The sequence below is a fragment of the Flavobacterium zhairuonense genome (genome assembly GCF_004352915.1).
In the GTDB taxonomy this organism is placed as follows: Bacteria; Bacteroidota; Bacteroidia; order Flavobacteriales; family Flavobacteriaceae; genus Flavobacterium; species Flavobacterium zhairuonense.
Genome location: NZ_SJSY01000075.1, coordinates 488,451 through 512,931, shown reverse-complemented (window position 1 = coordinate 512,931; position 24,481 = coordinate 488,451). Strand labels below are relative to the sequence as shown.

The window sequence follows — 24,481 nt, the reverse complement described above, 5'->3', positions numbered from 1 at the left end:
AAAACGACTCTTAAAAAGAAAGAAAATTCTTTAATTTTAAGTTAAACTTAAAACTAAAGAATTATGACTGAAAATGAAATATCATATTTAATACGTGGAGCAATTTTTAAAGTATATAATAATTTGGGGCCGGGATTATTTGAATCTGTTTATGAGAGTGCATTGTTTTACGAGCTTGAACAACTAGGCTTAGGAGTCAAAAAGCAGGTTGAAATTATTATTAATTATGAAGAAATAATATTAGATCCTGCTTTTAGAATCGATTTATTAGTTGAGGATAAAGTGATAATTGAACTAAAATCTGTCGAAGAATTAGCTCCAATACATTACAAACAAATAGCAACTTACTTAAGATTAACAAAGAAAAAATTAGGCTTACTAGTTAATTTCAACACATTGAATATTCTAAATGACATTAAACGAATTGCCAACAAAATTTAAAATCAAGTAGATTAGATTCAAAGAAATTAAAATAAATCCTTTTTAATCTGCTTAAATCTGCAAAATCTGCGTGAAACCAAAATAAAAAATGAAAACATTCAAATCTATATTCGAGCAATATAACTGGAATGAAATTCAATCCAGAATATACAAAACCACATCAAAAGAGGTCGAGCGAACTTTGGCTAAAACCAAATACAATCTCGACGACTTTTTGATTTTGATTTCTCCTATCGCCCAAAATTATCTGGAGCAAATGGCACAAAAATGTCATGAAATCACCAAAAAACGTTTCGGAAAAACCATTCAAATGTATGCGCCACTTTATCTGAGCAACGAATGCCAAAACATATGTACGTATTGCGGTTTCAGTTTAGACAATAAAATCAAGCGAAAAACTTTGACCGATGCTGAAATAAAACTCGAAGTCGAAGCCTTAAAAAAAACTGGTTTTGATCACGTTTTATTAGTTACAGGCGAAGCAAATTACACAGTAAACATCAATTATTTTCTGAATGCAATTAACTTAATAAAAAAAGAATTTTCGATTATTTCCGTTGAAGTACAGCCTCTTTCAACTGAAGATTATGAACGTTTGCATGATGCTGGAGTATATTCGGTTTTAGTTTATCAGGAAACCTATCATCAGGAAGTCTACAAAAAGTATCATACAAAAGGAAAAAAATCAAATTTCGATTATCGACTAGAAACTCCAGACCGAATTGGAACTGCTGGAATCCATAAAATTGGTTTGGGTGTTTTATTAGGTTTGGAGGATTGGAGAACCGACAGCTTCTTTAATGCGCTTCATTTAGATTATCTGCAAAAAAAATATTGGCAGACAAAATATTCAGTTTCATTTCCGCGTCTTCGTCCTGCTGAAGGAATCATCGAACCGAATTTTATAATGGATGATAAAGATCTAACACAATTAATTTGTGCTTACCGATTATGGAACGAAGATTTAGAAATCTCCATTTCAACAAGAGAAAACGAAAAATTCAGAAACAATATCATTCCTATTGGCGTAACGAGCATGAGTGCTGGCTCTAAGACAAATCCTGGCGGTTATGTCGTTGATCCTCAATCTTTGGAACAATTCGAAATCAGCGATGAACGTTCTGCCGAAGAAATTTCAAAAATCATAAAAAAGGCAGGCTACGAACCTGTTTGGAAAGATTGGGATAAAAGTTTTATTTCAGATTTTAGAGTTTAGATTTCAGATTTTTTTGCACTACTATTCATCAATCTAAAATCTAAAATCAACAATCTAAAATTAAAAAAATGAGTATTATACAAGAATTCCTTCGTTACAACAGACAAACCATACTTCCCGAAATTGGCGATGAAGGTCAGGAAAAACTAAAAAAAGCACGCGTTTTAGTAATTGGAGCCGGTGGTTTGGGCTGTCCAATTTTACAATATATTGCTACTGCCGGAGTGGGTTTTATCGGAATTATGGATTTTGATACTATTGAAATTCACAATCTACACCGACAGATTTTATATACTGAAAGTGAAATTGGCCAACACAAAGCCATTGTAGCAAAAGATGTAGTTTCAAAATTAAATCCGCTGATTGAAACTGCTGCAATTAATGAAAAGTTAACTGCTGAAAATGCTTCAAAAATCATTGAACAATATGATATTGTTGTTGATGGCTCAGACAATTTTTCAACTCGTTATTTGGTTAATGATACTTGCGTGAAACTAGGGAAACCTTTGGTTTATGGAAGCATTTTGAAATTTGAAGGTCAAATTGCAGTTTTTAATCACAATGGAAGCAAAAACCTTCGCGATTTATTTCCTGAAATGCCTGATCCAAAAGATGTTCCGAACTGCAATTTGAATGGTGTTTTGGGAACTTTACCCGGAATTATCGGCAATATCATGGCGCACGAAACACTCAAATTAATTTTGGAATTGCCTACTTTAAGAAACGAAATTATAATTTTAAATACGTTAAATTGGAACTTTACAAAGCTGAATTTCTAAAAAACAACCTCATCGCCTACGCTGATGATTCCCGAATTCAGGCTTACAATATTAGTTCCGAATAAAACAGAATTATCTACATTTCTGTATTTGCTCAGTGTTTTTAGAGGTTCTTTTTTTAAACGTCCGTTTTCCGGATCATTGTTAACCATAACGCATCTTCCGCAAGGTTTTATGTTTTTAAACTGAACTTCTCCAATTGTAAAAGTTGCAAAATCATCTTCTTCATGAGGATTTATACTACTTACTACAATGTTGGGACGAAACCTTTTTATTGTGATTTTTTCATCCAATTTATCGTTCAGAAAATCCAGGCTTTTTGAGCCAATTAAAAGATACGGATAACCGTCGGCCAAACTTACATTGAAGGTTTCTTTTAATCTGGAACTTTCGTGTTTACGTGCCCCGTTTCTTAATATTTTGACTAATTTACACTCAAAACCTAAGTGCTGACTAAACCATTTTGAAGTTTCTTGGTTTACCTCAACAACTTCACTTTTATCATCCCAAACATTAACTTCAATTATGTTTCCCCAAGAATCATCAACAGAAAATTCATGTTTTTGATCCTGAAAAGCAATGCCAATTTTTCCATCTAAAATCTGCGGATAAAACTGACTCATAATGCGATGTTCTCTCTGAGTCAGCATTTGATTTTCTGCATCAATAAGCATCCATCTTCTGTCATTTTCAAATCCCATTTCTTCTGCTTTTGAAGAAGTAAGACTGATTCCTGCCAAACTTTTAATTGGGTAAATATAAATTTCTGTTACACGATAAACTATACTCATTTTTACTTGCTTTTTAAAAGGAACATAAACTCTTCACGATCAATTTCGCGGCAACCCAAACTCTCCAAATGCGGATTGTAAACCTGACAATCCAATAATTTGTAATTTTCTTTTTTCAAATATAGGGCTAAAGCAATAAACGCTGTTTTTGAAGCATTTGAAACTTTAGAAAACATACTTTCTCCACAAAAAATTTTTTCATTTCCTAGATCAATTCCATACAAACCTCCAACCAATACTTCATCCTGCCAAACCTCAACAGATTTTGCAAATCCTTCTTCATTCAGTTTGCAATAAGCATCAATCATTTCATCCGAAATCCAAGTTCCGTTTTGGCCTTCACGTTTTATTTGTTGGCAATTTGAAATTACTTCTCTGAAATTTTTGTTGTAAGTCACCTTAAACATTTTCTGATTCAGGATCTTTCGCATGCTTTTGGATATCACCAATTCATCAAAAAACAAAACCATTCTCGGATCTGGCGCCCACCAAAGAATCGGTTCTCCTTCATTAAACCAAGGAAAAATACCGCTTTTATAAGCTAACTTCAATCGGTCCGGATTTAAGTCGCCACCAACGGCCAAGATTCCTTCTTCATCGGCTTCTGAAACAGGAGGAAAAAATAAATCTTCGAATAAATAATACATATTTTAAATTCCAATAAAATTAAATTCCAAAATTCCGCAATCTTGTCATTTCGACGGAGGAGAAATCACACGCGAAAATCGCCAAAGATTGTCGATTTACTTTACGGAATTACTTGTGCGATTTGCTTCGCCAGTTCGCTATCGCTCGGGTCTCCTTTCAGTCGAAATGACGAACAATGTGTAAAGCCTCATCATGTAAGTGACAAAACAAACTCAAAAACAAAATTCCAAATCCCAAATTCACGTTAATGAATTGGAATTTGGAATTTTTATTTCAGAATTTCTAAATTCTTAGAATGGTAAATCGTCTGGTTCGTCTTCGTTAATGCTTGTTGCTGGTGCAAAAGTTTCTGCAGCTGGCATTGGCGCTCCTTGTGCAGGACCTTCTGGCGCTAATCTTTCGATTCTCCAACCTTGAATACTATTGAAATATCTAGTTTCTCCTTGTGGGTTAACCCATTCTCTTCCTCTTAAATTGATAGAAACTTTTACTGCTTCACCTAGTTTATAGTTGCTTAATAAATCGCATTTATCTTGTGTAAATTCGATTAAAATGTGCTGCGGATACTGCTCATCTGTAGTTACTACTAATTCTCTTTTTTTGAATGAAGCACTAACTTGTTGCTCAGGATTTACCACTTTTACTTTTCCTATAACTTCCATCTTCGTCTATAATTAATTATTGTTTCTATTCTTTTTTTATTTTTTAGCTAAAAGCACTTTCCAAGCTGAAGCAACATCATCAATATTGAGATATTTTTTGGCTTCTAAGTGAATTTTTTCCTGATCATCTGAGCTTAAAACTCCTTTTACAGAAAAATTTTCTTTCACAAATATACTAACTTCTTCCGTTGTAGGCAAGGCTTCAATATTTCCTAATTTTCCAAGGTCATTCCCATTAAACACAGGGCTTTCCTTCACAAAATTCGGAATTGCATCTACTCCAACTCCTAAAGTTGTAAGCGGTTTTGGCACTTCAAAAAGTCCTTCATTCGATCTCGAATACCAATTTGCACCCAATCTTGAAACCAAATCAATTTTGTGTTGATCAATCGCTCCGTTTTCATCTAAAATGGATTCGTGAATATGCATTTTCACTACTTCGCACAAAACCAGATTTCCAGCTCCTCCTTCTGTTCCTAACGGAATAATCTGCGTAACCTTGCATTCAAACTGAACCGGAGACTCTTTTACTCGATATGGTTTTACAATATCCGACGGAATTTGTGTCAAGCCCGCTTTTATAAATTCGTTTACACCTTCTGCATATTCTGTGCTTGCCAACGAAGTCTGTTGTACGATGTCGAAATTAACTACATTTATTACAACTTCTTTCGTGGCTTCAACATTGATCAAAGTGTGTTTCACAGTATTGTCACGAACACGTCTTGCAGGTGAAAAAACCAAAATTGGCGGATTAGCACTAAATACATTAAAGAAACTGAAAGGAGATAAATTAGGAATTCCTTTTGCACTAATTGTACTCGCAAACGCAATTGGACGCGGTCCTACTGAACTTTGCAGATAACCATGCAATTTTGCCGTTGGTATCTCTTTTGGATCGATGCTAATCATAGTTTTTCTTTTTAACCAAACCTCATTTTGGTAACTGCAAAAATATAGAAATGGTTTAATTCGAAGAAATAGTTTAGGACATAAAAACAAAAATCTTTCGGGAATTGCAAAATATAAAATGACTATATTTCGTTATATTTATACCTCAAAAATTAATTTATGCATTTTTCTGAACGCAGAAATACAACTCGCTGGGTTATAATTCTTATTTCCTTTTTAATCATTACTTTGATTCTTTGGAATACTTATACTTTCTTCCAAATTTTCAAAAATGAAGAGCGTCTGAAAATGAAGCTTTTCGCCAATGCGCAGATTACAATTGTAAATGCCGACGAAAATACAGATGTCGAATTGCCTCTTCAGATTTTCAGCAACAACACCTCAATTCCTGTTGTATTGATGCTGTATGATAACGTAGTAAGTTCTAAAAATGTTCCCGACGAAATTTTAAATGACCCAAAAAAATTAAAACATTTTTTAACCAATTTAAGAAGTGAAAACGAACCCATAACTTTTGAGTATGCTCCAGGAAAACACCAAATTCTTTATTATGGAAATTCGGCATTACTCAATAAATTAAAATATTATCCAATTGCACTGCTCTTAATTGTATTTTTATGTGTTGCATTAATTTATAATTTCTACAAAAGCACCAAGATGGCTACACAAAACAAGTTGTGGGCCGGAATGGCAAAAGAAACCGCACACCAAATTGGTACGCCTTTGTCATCATTAATTGGTTGGATTGAAATTTTAAAAACAGAAAATATTGATTCGTCTATCACTTCAGAAATTGAAAAAGATATTAATCGCTTGCAAACTATTACAGATCGTTTTTCGAAAATTGGTTCTATTCCAGTTTTAGAAATTCATGATATTGTTTCAGAAACTTTAAATGCGTTTAAATATCTGCAATCTCGTTTTTCAAAACAAGTTTCTTTTTCTTATGATACTCCAAATGAACCTATTTTGGTTGAAATAAATCCGACGCTTTATAGCTGGACAATTGAAAATTTGGTAAAAAATGCGATTGATGCCATGAAAGGAAAAGGAATTTTAGAACTGCAAATCGAACAAGATTCTCATCAAGTAAAAATAAATGTAAAAGATTCTGGAACTGGAATCCCCAAAAAACAATTCAAAACCATTTTTGAAACTGGTTTTACAACCAAAAAACGTGGATGGGGATTGGGACTTTCTTTAACCAAAAGAATTGTAGAAGAATATCATAACGGCAAAATCAAGGTTTTACATTCTGAAATTGGTAAAGGGACTACTTTTCAGATTTCTCTAAATAAAAAAATGCAGTAAAATTATTTACTGCATTTTTTATATTCTTTATGATGGCTTCGACTTCGCTCAGTCTGACACTCTTAAAATATTTACAAATTTGACTGAATATCTTTTGCCAAAGCTTCAAACTCTTCTTTTGAAAGTGAAACTTTATCTATGAAACGCATTTCGTCCATATGATTCAACGGAATCAAATGCACATGCGTGTGAGGAACTTCCAATCCAACAACGGCAACGCCTACTCTTTTGCACGGAACTGTTTTTTCTAAAGCAATTGCTACTTTTTTAGAAAACTTCATTAAGCCTAAATACAGTTCATCATCCATATCAAAAATCTTATCGATTTCTTGTTTTGGAATACAAAGCGTGTGTCCTTTTGCATTTGGATTTACATCTAAAAAAGCCAAGAAATTTTCATCTTCAGCGATTTTATATGCAGGAATTTCTCCGTTTACTATTTTTGTGAATATTGATGCCATTTTTTTTTCGGTTAATCGTTTAACTGTTTATTCGTTTAACCGATTAAACAGTTAAACGATTAAACTAAAATATTTAGTCTCTTGAAATTTCTAAGATTTCGAATTTCAAAACACCATTTGGAACTGTGATTTCAGCTACTTCTCCAACCGATTTTCCAAGCAAGCCTTTTCCAATAGGAGACGTTACTGAGATTTTTCCAGTTTTTAGGTCAGCTTCGCTTTCAGCAACAAGTGTATATTTCATTTCCATTCCGTTGCTTTGGTTTTTGATTTTCACATTCGAAAGAACCAAAACTTTAGAAACATCCAATTGAGATTCGTCAATTAATCTAGCATTTGCATAAACTTCTTCCAGTTTCGCAATTCTCATTTCTAATAAACCCTGCGCTTCTTTTGCAGCATCGTACTCGGCATTTTCAGATAAATCGCCTTTGTCTCTTGCGTCTGCTATATCTTGAGATGCTTTTGGGCGCATTACACTCTTTAAATGCTCCAACTCATCTTTTAATTTTTTTAACCCATCTGCGGTATAATAAGATACTTTACTCATAACTTCATCGTTTATATAAATACAAAAAATCCCATCGGGACGGGATTTTGTAATACAAATATACTATTATTTTTAATAGTACATAATTATATGTTAATCATATAAAAATGAAAACTAAATAATTTATTTTTGTTTCACTAATCCAAATTCAAATAATGAAAAAAATCTGGCTCTTAATCGTCTTTGTTTGTGTACTTTCTGCTTGTAGCGAAGGTGAACGAAACAGTAAAAACCCTTACATTCCAAACTACTCTGTTAATTTGACTGTAGATATGAATTTGCCTTTGTATTCTAATCTAAAGTATCCAAGTAATGGCGTTATCATTCCGAATTATGGAGCTAAAGGAATTATCATTTTTAATGCTGGAAGCGGTTATAATGCTTTTGATGCCGCCTGCCCAAATCAAGAAATCAATTCATGCGCAGCAATGACAATTGATGGAATATATGCTGTTTGTTCTTGCGACAAAGTTCAATATAGCTTATTTACTGGACTTGGCTCAAAAGAATATCCGTTAAAATCATATCGCGTCGAAGTTTCGGGAACCGTAATCCACGTATATAACTAAAACAAAAAAGCCTGAAAGTTAAGATTTTCAGGCTTTTTTGTTTTTTAGAATTTCAAAGTCAATCCGGCTAAGAAATTGATTCCTGCCTGTGGATAATAGTAAGGATATATATCCCACATGTATCCGTTTGAAACATATTTTTTATCTAAAATATTATTTACCATTCCTGTTATCATAATTGATTTGAAAACTGATTTTGGTTTGATTTCATAAGACACATTCAAATCGTTTACAAAATAATCCGCCAGTTTTGCTGACGGCAATTCGATATTGTTCATGTATTGTTCTCCAACATATTTTTGCAATAACGAAATATGCAAATTCTGAATTGGGCTGTAAACAATTATATTTCCAGCAATGACTTCTGGAGAATACGCAATTTTAGTTGTTCCGTAATTTTGTCCTTCAACAGCCAAATCAACATTTTTATTACTGCTTAAAGTGAAGTTTGGACGAATGATAAATTGTTCTGAAAGCTTGATCGTAGCGTCAAATTCAAAACCTAGACGATAACTTTTATCTGTATTAGAACGAATTGGCGCACCAACGTCATCAAGTGTTCCAGTTAAAATCAGCTGATCTTTGTATGCCATGTAATAAACATTCGAATTCAATTGGAAATTCTCTGAATTAAATCTCCATCCTAATTCAAAATCATTCAATTTTTCAGGTTTTACATTTCCGCCTTCGTAATCCGTTCTGTTTGGTTCGCGGTTCGCACGTGCATACGAAAAATACAAAGTGTTTTTATCATTAAAAGCATAATTCAATCCTGCTTTTGGATTAAAGAAATTGAAGTTATCATCAACAACTCCGGTTTCATAAGAATTCGCTTTGTACTTAACATTTCTATATTGCAAATCGCCATAAAAACTCAATTTTTCTGTAAACTGATAATTGGCTTTTGCGAAAATATTTCCGTCTGTTTTTGTCGAAAAATCATCGTAATAATGATCTCCCAATTCTGAATTGGAAGCATATCTCGCCCAGATCACTTTTCCGAAATGATCACCTTCATATTTATTCCAGCCTCCGCCAAAAATAACATCCAGTTTTTCATCTTTATATTTTACAGAAAAAGTTGTTCCGTAGAAATCATTATCCAACCATTTTTGACGTACTAAATCTGTCGTTGTTACAGTACCAACTGGATCTAAATTATAGTCGGCCATATCGGCATCTTCTTTATAATTTTCGTAGTAACCTTTTCCTTTTGTATAATGGAAAGCCAAATTAGAACTCCATTTATCAGACCAAGATTCACTCCAGTGCAATTGATAATGGTCTTGCTGATAATTATCGGTTTCATTGTCGTAAAAACGAACATTTCCTGATTCATCTGTATACATTCCTGCTGAGTTGAAAGTACGATTTTCGTTCATAGTTTCAGCATCGATTCCGTTCCAAGATTGGTACGTTTTTTCAGTTCCGCCAAAAACCAAAGCTTTAATTAAAGTTGTTTTTCCAACATAAGTTCCTTGAAGGAAATACGATTTCAAATCAGAACTAGCTCTGTCAATATAACCATCAGATTTAATTCTGGACAAACGTCCAGCTAATTCAAAATGATCATTCAATAATCCTGTGCTGAATTTCACGGTATTTTTCTGGGAATTAAAACTTCCGAACGAGCTTGAGATTTCGCCTGTTGCCTTAGAAGCGTAATTATCTGTCAGCATATTCAAACTTGCACCGAAAGCTCCAGAACCATTTGTAGAAGTTCCTACTCCGCGCTGTAATTGAAGACTTTCTACAGAAGAAGCAAAATCTGGCATATTAACCCAGAAAGTTCCTTGGCTTTCTGCATCGTTGTACGGAATTCCGTTGATGGTAACATTCACACGAGTTGCATCGCTTCCGCGGACTCTGATGCCACTGTAACCAATTCCGTTCCCAGCATCAGAAGTTGTAACTACTGAAGGAAGATAATTCATTAAAGTAGGAATATCTTGTCCCAAATTTCTGAATTTGATTTCTTTTTTATCCATATTACTAAACGTAACCGGAGTTTTTGAAGTCACACGAACCGCTGAAACCAATACATCGTCAAGCTTATTGACTTTTGTAGAATCTTGCTCCTGTGCGAAAGAAATTAGAGTAAAGAAAATAGAGAATAGAGTAAAGAAAATAGATTTGTTACTCAGCTTTGCAACTTTGCAACTTTGTAACTTTGTAACTTTAAAAAGTGTTTTCATTCGTAAAAAATTACGAATAAAAGGGGGAATTATTCTTTTGTTAAATTAATAAATTGTTTCACGACAAAATAAAGTGTGCACGCTCGATAGTGTCGTTTTTTCCCTTAGCAACATTACTCGCTCAGGTTCTTTGGGTATGATCTCAGCTCGTTATTTAGAGCACCCCTTTGAGACAGTGCAAATATAGAAAAGTATTAAGAAAAATGTATTAAGTATTAAGATTTTTAGTTTTTGATGTCTTAATACTTAATTCTAGCATCTTAATACTAAAAATCAGGTTTTCTTCTAGATTGTTTAAGATCAGAAATATTCTTCTTATCCTTAATTCTTTTTTTAATTACAGATTTTGGAACCTTAGTTGCTTTTCTAACTTTCGGAACAAATAATCCTTTTTTGATTATTTCCAAAAATCGTTTTGTGACGATTTCTTTGTTTTTAAGCTGGCTTCGATCTTCGTCGCAATTTAAAATCAGAATATTTTCAGAAGTTAAACGTGCTGCAATATTAGTTTGTAAAAGCAATTTTTCTTCTTCAGACAAGCCTTGTGAAGCATTTAAATCAAAAGACAAAACCACTTTTGATGAAACTTTGTTCACGTTTTGTCCTCCCGCGCCACTGCTTTTAACAGCTTTGAAGCTTAATTCCGATATGATTTTTTCAGTTTCCATTATTGTGGCTGATGCGGTGCTTTCAACAAATCGTTTACCGTTTTCACCGGATTAAAAGTAATTAATGGAACAGCAACAAAAATAGTCAACCAATGCGCCATTGAACCATTCCATAATCCTGGCAATTCGTAATTTTTAACTGTTTTCCCGTCAACACTTTTTTCAACAATAAAGCCTGTTTTTTGATCTACAAAGTTTTGCAAATCAAATTTCTGGCCTTTATAATTTTTAATTCCACAAACTAAATCTACTGGATTAAAATGTGTCGATTCTGCCAAAATTTTAGCCTGCTTTTTATCTGATAAATCAATTTGCGATGTCTCAACAATTTGAAGTGATTTTATTCCTTTGTCGCTCATTACCCAAAAAGGTCCTCCACCAGGCTCTCCTTCATTTTTCACCATTCCGCAAACTCTAATTGGACGATCTAAAAGTTCTTTGACTTTGTTGATTTTATTCTCAAAAGTGAACATTTTAAAATCACTAGAGATTTCTACATTTAGATTTTCAGACAAAAAACGAACGATCACTTCCAATTCAGTTTCTTTGACTTTTTGCTCATCAATAGCATTTAAATAGCCAAAAACTTTTTGCTGTGCTTCAATCAATACTCCTGCAAGTGCTTTTTTATACAACGTAATTTTATCAATATGATTTTGAATTACATTGTCGATATTTTTAATAAAAATAACATCTGCATCAAGTACATTCAGATTCTGAATCAGAGCGCCATGTCCGCCTGGTCTAAAAATCAAGGCATCATTTTTATCTCTTACCAGTTTATTTTTTGTGTCAACAGCAATAGAATCTGTACTTGCATTTTGATAGGAATATCCAATATTAATTTGAATTCCAGAATCCTTTTCGACTTTCTCTTTTAGTATTTCAATCTCTTTCTCAAATAATTGCTGATGCGCTTCGGTTACCGTAAAATGAAGATTTGAAACCTTATTTGAAGAAGCATAATGAGCACATTCGTTCAAATGTTCTTCAATCGGATTTGCAATGTGATCTTTGTATTTATGGAAAGGCAAAACCGCTTTTGGCTTATCTGCGAAAGCAAAATAATCCTGCGAAAGCAATGTTTTTATGAAATAGTAATTTTTATAATCACGCTCCAAAGCATCAAAATCAGGATAAATTGATCTAAGCTTTTTATCGACCGCTTTAAAAAATGGAAACTTGTCCATTGCGACAATAAAAATTGGCAATTCTTTATCTTTCTTTCTATTTATGTAAGCGTTTATTGTTTCTTTTTCGATGTCAAATTCATTCAAAAAAGCCCTTAAAAACTTAAACATTCTCGTCGCTGCACCAGAAGCCGGAACAAACTTTTTAATTTTCAGATTCTTTACTTGCGAATCAAAAAAAGCCGCTTTTTCTTCGAACTCCGTTTCTGAAAAAGCTAAAATTCCATCATCAATTGTTGCTGCACTGACCAAGTTGGTTTTTGTTATTCCTTTTTTGAAAATTTTCAATTGTTTAAGGACATTCTCAAAAGGTATCCCTCGCTCATATAGCTGAACAAAATCTTCTGATGAAAAACCACGTTCTTTGGCCATAGCAAGCGCATCAATGATTGCGGTTGCTTTTGCCAAACGGCTTTCTTTATCTCCTGAAAGAATTATGAAAGGTTTTTTAGTATCTATTAAAGTCTGTTTGAAAACAGAAAATACAGTTTCTCTTCCATCTGGCGTATCTCTAATGTCATCTTTTTCCCAAGGGACATCAATATCAGTTAAGAAAAACAAATCATATTCGTGTTCCAGCGCTGCCTCATTTAAAAGCGGATCACAAAAACCATAATACATCTCAGAGAAAACTTTGGTCACCATCAAATTAGTATCGCAGAACAAATAAGTATTTGCCTTAGAAAGTTTTTCATTCTCTAATGCTGTTTGTCCGTATGCAATAGGCATCATATCATCAGCCACGCAAATATGCTGGTTTTCTTCCCATTTTTCTTGTAAATAATCACGAGCAAACTCTGGAACCCATTCGGTTTCGTAGTATTCTGCAAGCTGTTTTGCTAAGGTTGTTTTTCCAGTACTTTCAGGACCAAACAAAGCAATTTTTATGATAGTTGTTTTTTGCTGTCTAAGATTTTTCTCCATTCTAAATAAGCTGAAATAGCCAAAATTGTAAAAATTAAATATTGAAGTGACAGCATCCCTAAGCCACGATAAGCATAAAGAGGCACAACAATTACATCACCAATAATCCAAAGTGTCCAGTTTTCGATTTTTTTCCTGGCCATATACCACATTCCCGCAAAAAATATTCCTGACGAAATCATATCGACATAATTGTCTTTTTTGATTTCATAATCAAAATATTTATAAATTCCGAAAACTACAAAAACGGTTACAATAAACAGTAAGATTCCGATTAATTTTTCATTAAAATTTGTACGAGTAATTGGTAAATTATCCTCAACCGTTCCTCCTCGCGCCCATACGTACCATCCATAAATACTCATTATTGAAAAATATCCATTGATAATCATGTCACCAATGTAGCCCGCAATGTATAGCAAATACACTGAAATTACTGTTGCGATTAATCCCGTTGGATAAACCCAAATGTTTTCTTTTTTTGCAAACCAAACACTTAAAATGCCACAGACAAAAACTAAAAATTCAAGAACAATATGCCATAACGGCGCATTTTTGTAACTGTCTAGAAAAAAATCCATCATTGGGTCAAGCTGTTTTTTGGTTTGATTTAGGATTCAAAAAAATGACTGTTGTTTTCAAAAGCAGTTCCAATAACTACTAAATCGGCGCCAGCTTTGTATGCATTTTGAATTCCGTGCAAATCTACAATTCCTCCTCCAACAATTATAGGAATTTCTATATTTTGAGCAATTAACTCAATCATTTTCAGTGGCACTGCATTTTTAGCGCCACTTCCGGCTTCTAAATACATTAATTTATTCCCTAACATTTCTCCCGCTTGAGCAGTTGCCAAAACCAAATCAAAGTTTTCACGATTCAGCGGTTTCGTTTTGCTAACGCGCGCAACGGCAGTTTCATTGCCACTTTCAATCAAAATATATCCTGTAGAAATAACTTCTAGATTTGTTTTTTTTAGAATTGGCGCAGCTTGAACCTGATATTCAATTAAATAATCTGGATTTCTACCCGATAATAAGGACAGAAATAAAATAGCATCTGCTTGAGGAGAAATCTGCGACGGATCTCCTGGAAATATAATTACCGGAAGGTTTGTTTTTAGTTTTAACTGTGCGATTAAATCTTCTAAAATTGTTGCCTGAACAATGCTTCCGCCCACAAAAATATGTGTAGCGGGCGACTGATTCATCTTATCTAATAAATGATCTAAATTTTCCCAAACAATTTTATCAGGATCCAAAAGAATGGCCAGCAATTTTTGACCACTTTTTTTAGCTTCTAAAATTTGTTGATGGATATTAAGTATTTTATGCCTCATAATGGCCGTAAAAGTAAAAGTTTTTAATGTGAAGAACTATTTTGAATAAATTATATTTGTATTGCTGTTTTTGAAAACCAAAGTAATTAACGATATGATTGCTCCCGAATTATTAGAAAAATATGGCGCTTTGAAAAAATCTTTCGACAAAAATGAAACTATTTTTGAAGAAGGAATTTTTCCCGCAAATTATTATCAGATCCTTTCTGGAGAAATAAAAATGAGCAACTACAATGATGACGGACGCGAATTTATTCAGGGAATATTTTATAAAGACCAATCCTTCGGCGAACCGCCTTTATTTTTAAATCAAAAATATCCTGCAAATGCCATTGCCGTTGATGACAGCGAAATTCTTCTTCTTCCAAAATCAAACTTTATGAAATTGCTGGAAGAGAATCCAAAAATAAGCATTAAAATAATCGAAAACTTGGCGCAGCGTTTGTATTACAAATCAGTTATGGCTGCTGAGATTTCGACACAAGAACCTGAACACCGTGTTTTGAAATTAATCGATCACGGAATTGCTTATTTCAATTTTCAGAAAGATAAAAATGGTTATCTTATTAATTTTACCCGACAGCAAATTGGCGATTTAACCGGTTTACGTGTTGAAACGGTTATCAGAGCAATAAAAAACTTGGAGAAAAAAGGCGAATTAAAAATTATAAACCGAAAAGTATATCGATAAAAAAGTTCTTGTTTTATGATTTTAATCATAAAATGCAATTGTATTGTGCCTGTACCTTTGTTGGTATAAAAAACGCAATATCATGACACTATATCAATCAACATTCGACATTTTTAATAGAAATTACATGGGTTCAGCTGCAATGGCTGTAATTGGACAAAGCTGTTTGGGAGGCGCTGCGGCAATGTATGTTTTGGCTAACGGAACTTCAATTCTTCAAATGATTCAGTTAGGCATTATTGTTTTAGCTTGTGTCTTTGCAAACACCTCAATATTAGCACAAATGAAGCATAAAACAGTTTTTAACTTTATTCTTTTAAGTGGAATATTAAGCGTATTCTTTATACTTTTAAATAGTTTTATTCTATGAAAAAACAAATAGAAAACAGAGCTGATGTTTCTTTCTTAGTACATCAATTCTATGCTAAAATAAGAGCCGACAAGGAAATCGGCTTTTATTTTAACGAAATGATTTCTGATTGGGATGCGCACCTCGAAAAACTGACTGATTTTTGGGAAACAAATTTATTTGCGATTCGCAAGTATAAAGGAAATCCACATGAGGTTCATAATGAAGTTGATGCTCATTTTGGCGAAAAAATCACAGCAAACGAATTTGGCATTTGGCTGAATCATTGGTTTCAAACCATTGATGAATATTTTGAAGGCGAAAATGCTGATACGCTAAAAAGACGTGCGAGAAAAATGAGCACTTTTTTGTATATGAGTATGTTTCAGCACAGACGCAAGGAAAGTGAAGTTTAAAACTGAAGACGGTTAACTAAAAGCTACTTCTCAAAAGCATAAACCAACGTAAATTTACCCCCAAAATTATCTGATTGAACTTCCTGGTAATGCACATTAAAATCCTTTGTCAAATTATCAAAATGTAAACTTGCAACGGTTTTGCTTTCTTCTAAAGAAAAATCATTTACGTTGATATGATCTTTAAAACTGATACCTTTTTCATTTCTGATTTTAAAGATTGCTTCTTTGGCTCCCCAAATCACGGTAAGTTTTTTTATGTATTCTTCCGTAGATGATGGATTTAAATATTCGCATTCAAAATCGGTAAATTTATCTGCAATTCGCTGAATTTTTTCGCGTTGCAATTCCATGTCAATTCCTACCGTTTCATGACTTATGATTATTGCTGCAAAGTGATAGGAATGCGTAATTGAGATATAATTATGGCAATCAAAATACGGTTTCCCGAATTCGTCGTAATGCAAATCTTTATCGGTAAAACCCATTTCCTGAATCAGCATTCGAACACTCAAAAAAGCACGCTGATGCATTTGCGATTTCATTCCCTCTAATCTTTTTTGAGTTTTTTCTTTAAGGGTAACACGACTATACAGTTCATCAAACGATTCTGTTATTTCCCAAATTAAGATTTTTGTCGTTTCGTTAAACTGTATGGTCTGAAATAAAGGCATTACTTTTTAATTGTAAATGGTAAATGGTTAATTTTTTAAACCATGATAAGTCATTTAAGAAAATATAACTTTGGGCTTAAAAATGTATTAAGTAAATATAAGCAATTCTTAGCAAAGGTAATAGTTATGAGTCTTTTTAAATGAACTTATATCACTTATATGGTTTAAAAACGATTCGCAAACTAATGTTCTAAAGATTAAGATTTTAAAGATTTCACAAATCTTACATAAAGTAGTAAAAATAAAAAGCTATTCCTTAAATTTGCAAAAATTTTACAATTATACAAATATAATATAAATGAGTACATCAACTACGCCTTATGTGGCTTACAAAGTAAAAGACATTTCTCTGGCTGCTTGGGGAAGAAAAGAAATTGAACTAGCTGAAGCTGAAATGCCAGGTTTAATGGCGCTTCGTGCTGAATACAAAGACGAACAACCATTAAAAGGTGCTCGTATTGCTGGATGTTTACACATGACGATTCAAACTGCAGTTTTAATCGAGACTTTAATTGCTCTTGGTGCAGAGGTTACTTGGTCTTCTTGTAACATTTTCTCTACTCAGGATCAGGCTGCCGCTGCTATTGCTGCTGCTGGAATTTCAGTTTACGCTTGGAAAGGTCTTGATGAGCAATCATTTGACTGGTGTATTGAGCAAACTTTATTCTTTGGTGAAGACAGAAAACCATTGAACATGATTCTTGATGATGGTGGAGATTTAACTAACATGGTTATCGATCGTTACCCAGAATTAGTTCCTGGAATTAAAGGTCTTTCTGAAGAAACTACAACTGGTGTTCACAGACTTTATGAAAGAGTAAAAGCTGGAACTTTACCAATGCCTGCAATCAACATTAACGACTCTGTTACTAAATCTAAATTTGACAACAAATACGGATGTAAAGAATCTGCTGTAGATGCTGTACGTCGTGCAACTGACTTAATGTTGGCTGGAAAAAGAGTTGTTGTTTGTGGATACGGTGATGTTGGAAAAGGAACTGCTGCTTCTTTCAGAGGTGCTGGTTCTATCGTAACAGTTACTGAAATCGATCCAATTTGTGCTTTACAAGCTGCAATGGACGGTTATGAAGTTAAAAAATTAAACACTGTAATTGCTAATGCTGATATCATCATTACAACTACAGGAAACAAAGATATCGTTCTTGGAGAGCACTTCGAGCAAATGAAAGATAAAACTGTTGTTTGTAACATTGGTCACTTCGATAATGAAATCGACATGGCTTGGTTAAACAAAAACCACGGTGCTTCTAAAATCGAAATCAAACCTCAGGTTGACAAATACAACATCAACGGAAAAGATATCATCATCTTGGCTGAAGGTCGTTTAGTAAACCTTGGTTGTGCTACAGGTCACCCAAGTTTCGTAATGAGTAACTCATTTACAAACCAAACTTTGGCACAAATCGAATTATGGAACAACAGTGCTGCTTACAACAATGACGTTTACATGTTGCCAAAACATTTAGATGAAAAAGTTGCAGCTTTGCACTTAGCTAAATTAGGAGTTGAACTTGAAGTTTTAAGAGAAGATCAAGCTGCTTACATTGGTGTTGAAGTAAAAGGTCCATTCAAACCAGAATACTACAGATATTAATCTATTTTAGTCCCGATAGCTATCGGGATTAGATTTCTGATTTTTAGAAATAGATTTCAAACCCGACAGGTTTTAAAAACCTGTCGGGTTTTGTTTTTAGCAGATTTTTCAAATTATTTTTTGTCCTTTTTTTAACCAACGAAAAGATTTCTTTCAAAAAAATATGGTTTTAAAAAATAACTGCTTAATTTTAAGAATTAAAATAAGTTACTATTTCTCAACTACATAAACATTGTAATCTTGAAAAAAACATCTTATTTATTCGTCTTCTTGTTTTTACTGTGTTTGCCGCACATTATTTTTTCTCAGGAAAAAAAACCTAAAGTCGTTTTAGTATTAAGCGGTGGTGGAGCAAAAGGAATTGCCCATATTCCGCTTTTGCAAAAACTAGATTCGCTACACATTGTTCCCGATCTTATTGTAGGAAACAGTATGGGAAGTATTATAGGCGGCTTGTATGCTATGGGGTATTCTGGCGATAGCATCGAAAAAATAACCAAAACTATTTCGTGGGACAAAATTCTTGGCGGAGGCCAATCGCTTCGATCTGCGAGCGTAGAAGAAAAAAGAGAGTTTCAAAGATATTTAGTCGGAATTGGCATTAAAGACGGAAAACTCAATAGCATTGGTTCTTTATTAAATGACCAAAATTTAAGAGAATACCTTTCTGAATTGACTTTTCCTGTGTATAATGTTAGAGATTTTGACAGTCTTCCAATACCTTTTAGAGCCATGGCTACTGACTTGGTTGAAGGCAAAGAAGTTATACTAAGCAAAGGGAGCTTAGGCTATGCCATGCGGGCCAGTATGTCACTACCTGCCGTTTTTAAACCGATGCCTTACGAAAAAACAGTTTTAGTAGACGGTGGAGTATTAAATAATTTTCCCACCGATATTGCTAAACAAATGGGCGCCGATATTATCATAGGAAGTGACGTGGGAGGCGGAATGGAACCGATAGAAAAACTCAATAGTCTTGTGACGGTTTTAATGCAAACCAGTATGTTTCCGAGCAATATTAAGAATCCTGCAAATCGGGATCTTTGTACAATACTAGTTGATCATTTGCCAAACTTGCGTTTCTCTACTGCCGATTTTGCTGACAGTGATGAAATCTACAAAGACGGTAAAATTGCAACGAATCAAAATCTTCCAGCTTTGATTGCTTTATCAGAAAAACTGAAAGCATTCCCTCAGCGGACTCACGCATTGCCTGACATGCCAAAAGAATTTGTGCTAGACACCATCGTTTATAAAAAAATAAGTCCTGAGAACATGCCTTTGGTGGTTGGAAGAGCAAACCTCAAAACACATGTAAAATACACTACCAAAGATTTAATTGCAGGAATCAACAGAGCCATGGGAACTAATCTCTTTGACGAAATTACATACAGCTATTTTGTTAAAGACGGAGACAAATTAGGAATTAATTTATTTGGATTCGAACGCGCCAAAAATCAGTTAAATACCTCTGTGCATTATGACACTTACAGAGGCGTCGGAATCATTTTTAATTATACAGGCAGAAATGTTCTTGCCGTTGCCTCGCGTCTTCTCGTAACGGTAGATATTGCCGAACAGCCAAAAGCGAGAATTAATTATCAGAAAAATTTTGGAAGACTTCGAGAATGGTGGTGGGGATCTGAAGCATACGGAGCTTTTTTAAGACAAGAAATTTACATCAACGGAAAAGCCTCAGACAATATACTTTACAATGCTTTTGAATTCAAGAATGAAATAAATCGAAATATTAATTCTCTTCAAAGCTATTTTGGTTTTGGGTTAGATTATCATCACACGCATTTAAGGCCAAAATATACCAGAGAATACAATCCTGAATCATTGAACGTCACCAACTATACCTTCGATAATATTGATTTAAACATACATTATTCATATAATGACATGGATAAAGTTTTCTTTGCCACCGAAGGAACCATTATGAAAGCAAACGTTACCCGTTCGTTACTAAATGATGTCGAAACATCTTTTGATGATCCAGCTCTCAGTACAGTTTCAGGCAATACAAATGGCAATACAAAATTTGGTTTCAGTTTCGAAAAAAGAACGCTTTTCAAAAAGAAACTTACTGGTATATTCGGATTCGAATCTAATTTTACTTTTCAAGACAAACTTAAAGACGATCAAATCTCATACTCCGATTTTGGTTATGCCTCAAAATATTTCCTAGGCGGTATTATTCCAAGTTCCGGCAGTAATCGTTTTTCTTTTGCAGGTTTGCATGAAGACGAACTCAATGTTACGCAATACATTGGCCTTAAACTCGGCTCTCAAATAAACATAACCGGAAAAATTTATCTGACACCTCATTTTAATTTAGCAAGTGTAGGTTTCGATACTTTTGACGATTATATAAAGCATGCTTTTAATCCGAAAGGAAATTGGGATGAAAATATCGAAACCAGTCTTGTACTTTCTGGTGGAGCTGCCATTTCCTACCAATCTATTTTGGGGCCCATCCATTTTGATACTTCATGGATAAATAATATCGACAAAGTAAGATTATTTTTCAGCGTAGGGTTATCACTCAATCCATAGGAGAATTAATCCTAAAAGTGTAAGTTTGAAGCTCAGGAATCCATAAAAAAATAATGGGTAAAAAAATTATGATTGAGAAAGTTTTATGTGAAACACATGGCGTAAAAGAAATGACTTTTGGCTGTATTCATATTGCATTGGCAATAGATTCTAAAGAAAAAATAGGTTTTTATTATTCAGAGGCAGAAGAAGATCTTCCGCAGATTGCTTGGTGTGGAGAATGTGAACAATGGCTTCTTGATAATGGTGAAGAATGGACCGAAGTTTTTAAAACTAAAGCTGATTTTCAAATGTTATGCATTGATTGTTTTGATGAGGTAAAAAATAATGAAACAGAAATTCATCTTCGATAAATAAATTCTTTTTCGTTTTAAACAAAGCTTAACTTTGTAAAAACGACAATCATGAAGAACTTCTTATTTTTATTCATTGCCATAATTTTCGAAATCATTGCAACTTCGGCATTAAAAAAATCTTCAGAATTCACTAAATTAATTCCGAGCATTATTACTGTAATTGGTTACTGTGGTGCGTTTTATTGTTTAAGTTTTGCCATCAGAACTATTCCTGTGGGATTTGCTTATGCTATTTGGTCGGGAGTCGGAATTGTTTTAATTACAGCAATTGGCGCTATTTTTTTCAAAGAAATACCAGATTTACCAGCCATTATTGGATTGGCTTTAATTATAATAGGCGTTATTGTAATTAATGTTTTTTCTAAGACTACAGCCCATTAGTATTTAAAAACGATTAAACTTCATTATGAATAAAGAAAAACCTAGAATTTATGTTGACTTTAATGAAATGATCGATTTCAATGTAGTGTTATTATCAAAACATGACTTCAAATTAAACTCAATAGGAGAAAATATAGAAATGATTGAAGGAAAAAAGATTGATATCTATATGGATGATGAAAATGACAAAGGCTACAAAGACAACTTAATTGCAAGTGGAATAATTGAGAAAAATAATTCTGGAATGTTCGAAATTGCGAAATGGATTTGTAGAATTGATCAAAATGGAATTCAACATGAAAGTGATATAATTAAAACTGCAAATCTTAGAAAAGCAACAATTTCAGATCTTCCAGAAATGAAGCAATTGTTTATCCAGACAATCCAATCAGTCTGCAAAAAAGATTACAATTCTGATCAGATTAAAGTATGGGTCTCTGGCGCAGAAAACACTCAACGCTGGATTGATGTCATTGAAAAACAATTTGTTTTGCTCGCAATATTAGAGAATAAAATTGTTGGTTACGGAACTCTGAAAGAAGGTAATTACATTGATTTCTTCTTCATTCACAAAGACTTCCAACGGCAAGGAATAGCAAACAAAATCTTTACCAAATTAGAACTTGAAGCCAAAAACGATCTTTCAAAAACTATAACTTCAGACGTAAGCATAACAGCAAAACCCTTTTTCGAAAAGAAAGGATTTATCGTAAAAGCAGAACAAAAAAACCTCATAAAAGGCGTTGAAATCATTAATTATAAAATGGAGAAGGAACTATAATGATTTTAGAGTTTCATAAAAATTAATTGCAATTTTATACCAATCTTTGTAGAGTTACTTGCGAAGATTTCTCCTTCGTCGAAATGACAAAAAAACGAAAACTTTGCGAACTTTGCGTAAATCTTAGCGCTCTTTGCGGTTAGAAAAAAACTCAGCAAGTTTCGGATTTTATACCTGCCAAAACCACTCGATCTTTGCCTTATAAAATGGAATTAAAATGAACACACAAGAAACCATTAATTATAATCGTATCGCTGAAGCTATCGATTATATCAAAGCTAATTTTAAAGATCAGCCCAATCTTGATGAGGTTGCGGAGAAAGTACATTTAAGTCCGTTTCACTTTCAGAGGCTCTTTAGTGAATGGGCAGGAACAAGTCCGAAGAAGTTTTTACAATATACAAGCATCGAGCACGCCAAAAAATTACTCAAAGAAAATCAGGCGACCGTTTCTGAAACTGCTTTTGAAACAGGGTTATCAGGCACAAGCCGACTTCATGATTTATTTGTGAATATCGAAGGAATGACACCTGCCGAATATAAAACTGGAGGAAAAAATCTTGAAATAAATTACAGTTTTGCCGAAAGTCCATTTGGGAATATTATCGTTGCGTCTACTCAAAAAGGCGTTTGTTTTATGGCTTTCGCCGAAGATGAAATAACCGGATTTATTGTGTTGAAAGATAAATTCCCGAATGCCCAATTTTCGAAAAAACTGGATTTATCTCAACAAAATGCCTTATTCATTTTTCAAAACGACTGGAGCAAATTATCTGAAATTAAATTGCATTTAAAAGGAACCGATTTTCAATTGAAAGTTTGGGAAGCTTTGCTAAAAATCCCAATGGGACAGCTTTCTACTTATGGTTCTATTGCACATCAAATTCAAAAACCAAATGCTTCTCGTGCGGTTGGAACAGCAATTGGAAGTAATCCTGTTGCGTTTTTAATTCCGTGTCACCGCGTTATTCAGTCTTCTGGGATTTTTGGTGGCTACATGTGGGGAAATACCCGAAAAACTGCCATTATTGGCTGGGAAGGCGTGCAGGTAAATTCGGAATTCTAATTCACACAAAGTATATCCGTAGAGACGCACGGCAGTGCGTCTAACATCACGTATTTCCGCACAGAATCTTCGTAGACAATCTTTGCATAGACGCACTGCTGTGCGCCTCTACGATGAAACAAATACAAATGATTCGTCAATACACATTTAAATTACCTCTAAAAATCATTTATGCAAAATATACAATCCAAAATTGCTTCTCAAAATTGGGAAAGCATCACTGAATCTATGTACGAAAATGGCTTTGCCATAATTCCAAATATCCTAAATAACGAACAATGCGAAGATTTAAAATTCGATTATGATAATCCAAATTTATATCGAAAAACAGTTGTCATGGAACGCTACAGATTTGGTTTAGGCGAATATAAATATTTCAATTATCCATTGCCGGATTTAATCCAAAACATACGTTCTACAATTTATCCGAAGTTAGCACCAATTGCAAATGCATGGATGAAAGCTTTGAATATCAACACTGTTTTTCCTGAAAAACACGAAGAATTATTAAAACAATGTCACGACAATAATCAATTCAAAGCAACGGTTTTAATTCTGAAATACGGGAAAAGCGGTTTCAATACTTTACATCAGGATTTGTATGGTGATGTTTATTTCCCCATTCAAATTGTACTTTTCCTTTCTGAACCTGATGAAGATTTTACCGGAGGCGAATTTGTTCTCACACAGCAAACGCCAAGAGCGCAGTCGAAAGCGATTGTTTTGAAACCTAAAAAAGGAGATATTCTGATTTTTACAACCAATTTCAGACCTGTAAAAGGAACAAAAGGTTATTATCGGGTGAACATGAAACATGGTGTGAGCGAAATACATTCGGGTGAAAGATACACGCTGGGAATTATTTTTCATGATGCATTAAATTAAGGCACAAAGGTTCAAAGTTGCAGAGTTACAAAGCAACAAACCTTTGCCTCTT

Annotated in this window: 26 protein-coding genes and 1 pseudogene; 15 read left to right on the top strand and 12 right to left on the bottom strand. The window is 33.7% G+C overall.

What is annotated here, in order from left to right; translation table 11 throughout:
• Nucleotides 1-63 precede the first annotated feature (63 nt).
• The 3 genes from EYY60_RS18795 (at nucleotide 64) to EYY60_RS18785 (ending at nucleotide 2,436) form a co-directional block, all read left to right on the top strand.
• Nucleotides 64-441 (top strand): GxxExxY protein, encoded by a 378-nt coding sequence (locus EYY60_RS18795; protein WP_132990817.1) that lies wholly within the window; start codon nucleotides 64-66, stop codon nucleotides 439-441.
• Nucleotides 442-529: 88 nt separating this feature from the next.
• On the top strand, nucleotides 530-1,657 hold the full coding sequence (gene thiH, locus EYY60_RS18790; RefSeq protein WP_132990816.1) for a 2-iminoacetate synthase ThiH: 1,128 nt from the start codon (nucleotides 530-532) through the stop codon (nucleotides 1,655-1,657).
• Between the two features lie 68 nt (nucleotides 1,658-1,725).
• Nucleotides 1,726-2,436 carry a HesA/MoeB/ThiF family protein gene (locus EYY60_RS18785; RefSeq protein WP_132990815.1) on the top strand — a complete coding sequence of 237 codons (711 nt, stop codon included), beginning with the start codon at nucleotides 1,726-1,728 and terminating at the stop codon, nucleotides 2,434-2,436.
• On the opposite strand, the gene EYY60_RS18780 is transcribed toward EYY60_RS18785, so the two are convergent.
• From EYY60_RS18780 to EYY60_RS18765, 4 genes are all read right to left on the bottom strand, one after another.
• On the bottom strand, nucleotides 2,433-3,227 hold the full coding sequence (locus tag EYY60_RS18780; protein WP_132990814.1) for an MOSC domain-containing protein: 795 nt from the start codon (nucleotides 3,225-3,227) through the stop codon (nucleotides 2,433-2,435). The genes EYY60_RS18785 and EYY60_RS18780 overlap by 4 nt on opposite strands.
• 2 nt (nucleotides 3,228-3,229) lie before the next feature.
• Entirely contained in the window at nucleotides 3,230-3,874 is a 645-nt protein-coding gene (gene aat / locus EYY60_RS18775) for a leucyl/phenylalanyl-tRNA--protein transferase (RefSeq protein WP_132990813.1), read from the bottom strand.
• A gap of 291 nt (nucleotides 3,875-4,165) precedes the next feature.
• Nucleotides 4,166-4,537 (bottom strand): DUF3127 domain-containing protein, encoded by a 372-nt coding sequence (locus EYY60_RS18770; RefSeq protein WP_132990812.1) that lies wholly within the window; start codon nucleotides 4,535-4,537, stop codon nucleotides 4,166-4,168.
• 36 nt (nucleotides 4,538-4,573) lie between these two features.
• Nucleotides 4,574-5,449: a flavin reductase family protein gene (locus EYY60_RS18765; RefSeq protein ID WP_132990811.1), complete on the bottom strand. Its 876-nt coding sequence runs from the start codon at nucleotides 5,447-5,449 to the stop codon at nucleotides 4,574-4,576.
• Between the two features lie 159 nt (nucleotides 5,450-5,608).
• Here EYY60_RS18765 and EYY60_RS18760 point away from each other — a divergent pair, with 159 nt between their 5' ends.
• A complete protein-coding gene (locus EYY60_RS18760) occupies nucleotides 5,609-6,760 on the top strand; it encodes a sensor histidine kinase (protein WP_132990810.1) in 1,152 nt (383 codons plus the stop codon).
• Nucleotides 6,761-6,831: 71 nt separating this feature from the next.
• On the opposite strand, the gene EYY60_RS18755 is transcribed toward EYY60_RS18760, so the two are convergent.
• On the bottom strand, nucleotides 6,832-7,221 hold the full coding sequence (locus EYY60_RS18755; protein WP_132990809.1) for an HIT family protein: 390 nt from the start codon (nucleotides 7,219-7,221) through the stop codon (nucleotides 6,832-6,834).
• A 73-nt stretch (nucleotides 7,222-7,294) separates the two neighbouring features.
• Nucleotides 7,295-7,771 (bottom strand): transcription elongation factor GreA, encoded by a 477-nt coding sequence (gene greA / locus EYY60_RS18750; protein ID WP_132990808.1) that lies wholly within the window; start codon nucleotides 7,769-7,771, stop codon nucleotides 7,295-7,297.
• A gap of 155 nt (nucleotides 7,772-7,926) precedes the next feature.
• Between greA and EYY60_RS18745 the strand changes: the two genes are divergently transcribed.
• Complete coding sequence (locus EYY60_RS18745) at nucleotides 7,927-8,340, top strand: Rieske (2Fe-2S) protein (protein WP_132990807.1); 414 nt, start codon at nucleotides 7,927-7,929, stop codon at nucleotides 8,338-8,340.
• A gap of 44 nt (nucleotides 8,341-8,384) precedes the next feature.
• Here EYY60_RS18745 and EYY60_RS18740 read toward each other — a convergent pair whose 3' ends face one another.
• From EYY60_RS18740 to EYY60_RS18720, 5 genes are all read right to left on the bottom strand, one after another.
• Nucleotides 8,385-10,535, bottom strand: a complete 2,151-nt coding sequence (locus tag EYY60_RS18740) for a TonB-dependent receptor (RefSeq protein WP_132990806.1) — start codon at nucleotides 10,533-10,535, stop codon at nucleotides 8,385-8,387.
• Nucleotides 10,536-10,801: 266 nt separating this feature from the next.
• Complete coding sequence (gene arfB, locus EYY60_RS18735; RefSeq protein WP_132990805.1) at nucleotides 10,802-11,203, bottom strand: alternative ribosome rescue aminoacyl-tRNA hydrolase ArfB; 402 nt, start codon at nucleotides 11,201-11,203, stop codon at nucleotides 10,802-10,804.
• Nucleotides 11,203-13,317, bottom strand: a complete 2,115-nt coding sequence (locus EYY60_RS18730; protein WP_132990804.1) for a DUF4301 family protein — start codon at nucleotides 13,315-13,317, stop codon at nucleotides 11,203-11,205. Before EYY60_RS18730 ends, arfB begins: the two co-directional genes overlap by 1 nt.
• Nucleotides 13,278-13,901, bottom strand: a complete 624-nt coding sequence (gene pnuC, locus EYY60_RS18725; RefSeq protein ID WP_132990803.1) for a nicotinamide riboside transporter PnuC — start codon at nucleotides 13,899-13,901, stop codon at nucleotides 13,278-13,280. Before pnuC ends, EYY60_RS18730 begins: the two co-directional genes overlap by 40 nt.
• 26 nt (nucleotides 13,902-13,927) lie before the next feature.
• Complete coding sequence (locus EYY60_RS18720; RefSeq protein WP_132990802.1) at nucleotides 13,928-14,656, bottom strand: geranylgeranylglyceryl/heptaprenylglyceryl phosphate synthase; 729 nt, start codon at nucleotides 14,654-14,656, stop codon at nucleotides 13,928-13,930.
• Nucleotides 14,657-14,750: 94 nt separating this feature from the next.
• Here EYY60_RS18720 and EYY60_RS18715 point away from each other — a divergent pair, with 94 nt between their 5' ends.
• The 3 genes from EYY60_RS18715 (at nucleotide 14,751) to EYY60_RS18705 (ending at nucleotide 16,112) form a co-directional block, all read left to right on the top strand.
• Complete coding sequence (locus tag EYY60_RS18715; RefSeq protein ID WP_132990874.1) at nucleotides 14,751-15,347, top strand: Crp/Fnr family transcriptional regulator; 597 nt, start codon at nucleotides 14,751-14,753, stop codon at nucleotides 15,345-15,347.
• 82 nt (nucleotides 15,348-15,429) lie between these two features.
• On the top strand, nucleotides 15,430-15,717 hold the full coding sequence (locus EYY60_RS18710) for a hypothetical protein (protein ID WP_132990801.1): 288 nt from the start codon (nucleotides 15,430-15,432) through the stop codon (nucleotides 15,715-15,717).
• Nucleotides 15,714-16,112, top strand: coding sequence for a group III truncated hemoglobin (locus EYY60_RS18705; protein WP_132990800.1), 399 nt, complete (start codon nucleotides 15,714-15,716; stop codon nucleotides 16,110-16,112). Before EYY60_RS18710 ends, EYY60_RS18705 begins: the two co-directional genes overlap by 4 nt.
• Before the next feature lie 23 nt (nucleotides 16,113-16,135).
• Here the strand turns inward: EYY60_RS18705 and EYY60_RS18700 are convergent, their stop codons facing one another.
• Entirely contained in the window at nucleotides 16,136-16,786 is a 651-nt protein-coding gene (locus tag EYY60_RS18700) for a 4'-phosphopantetheinyl transferase family protein (protein ID WP_132990799.1), read from the bottom strand.
• Between the two features lie 298 nt (nucleotides 16,787-17,084).
• On the opposite strand from EYY60_RS18700, the gene ahcY reads away from it, so the two are divergent.
• The 7 genes and pseudogenes from ahcY (at nucleotide 17,085) to EYY60_RS18665 (ending at nucleotide 24,429) form a co-directional block, all read left to right on the top strand.
• Entirely contained in the window at nucleotides 17,085-18,401 is a 1,317-nt protein-coding gene (ahcY, locus tag EYY60_RS18695) for an adenosylhomocysteinase (RefSeq protein ID WP_132990798.1), read from the top strand.
• Between the two features lie 240 nt (nucleotides 18,402-18,641).
• Complete coding sequence (locus tag EYY60_RS18690) at nucleotides 18,642-20,960, top strand: patatin-like phospholipase family protein (RefSeq protein WP_132990797.1); 2,319 nt, start codon at nucleotides 18,642-18,644, stop codon at nucleotides 20,958-20,960.
• Between the two features lie 53 nt (nucleotides 20,961-21,013).
• Nucleotides 21,014-21,313: a hypothetical protein gene (locus tag EYY60_RS18685; RefSeq protein WP_235832361.1), complete on the top strand. Its 300-nt coding sequence runs from the start codon at nucleotides 21,014-21,016 to the stop codon at nucleotides 21,311-21,313.
• 45 nt (nucleotides 21,314-21,358) lie between these two features.
• Nucleotides 21,359-21,697: pseudogene (locus tag EYY60_RS18680) on the top strand (DMT family transporter); the annotation flags it as partial.
• A gap of 25 nt (nucleotides 21,698-21,722) precedes the next feature.
• Nucleotides 21,723-22,478, top strand: coding sequence for a GNAT family N-acetyltransferase (locus EYY60_RS18675; protein WP_208749488.1), 756 nt, complete (start codon nucleotides 21,723-21,725; stop codon nucleotides 22,476-22,478).
• Between the two features lie 217 nt (nucleotides 22,479-22,695).
• Entirely contained in the window at nucleotides 22,696-23,544 is an 849-nt protein-coding gene (locus tag EYY60_RS18670) for a bifunctional helix-turn-helix domain-containing protein/methylated-DNA--[protein]-cysteine S-methyltransferase (protein ID WP_132990795.1), read from the top strand.
• 171 nt (nucleotides 23,545-23,715) lie between these two features.
• Entirely contained in the window at nucleotides 23,716-24,429 is a 714-nt protein-coding gene (locus EYY60_RS18665) for a 2OG-Fe(II) oxygenase (RefSeq protein ID WP_132990794.1), read from the top strand.
• Nucleotides 24,430-24,481: the final 52 nt, after the last annotated feature.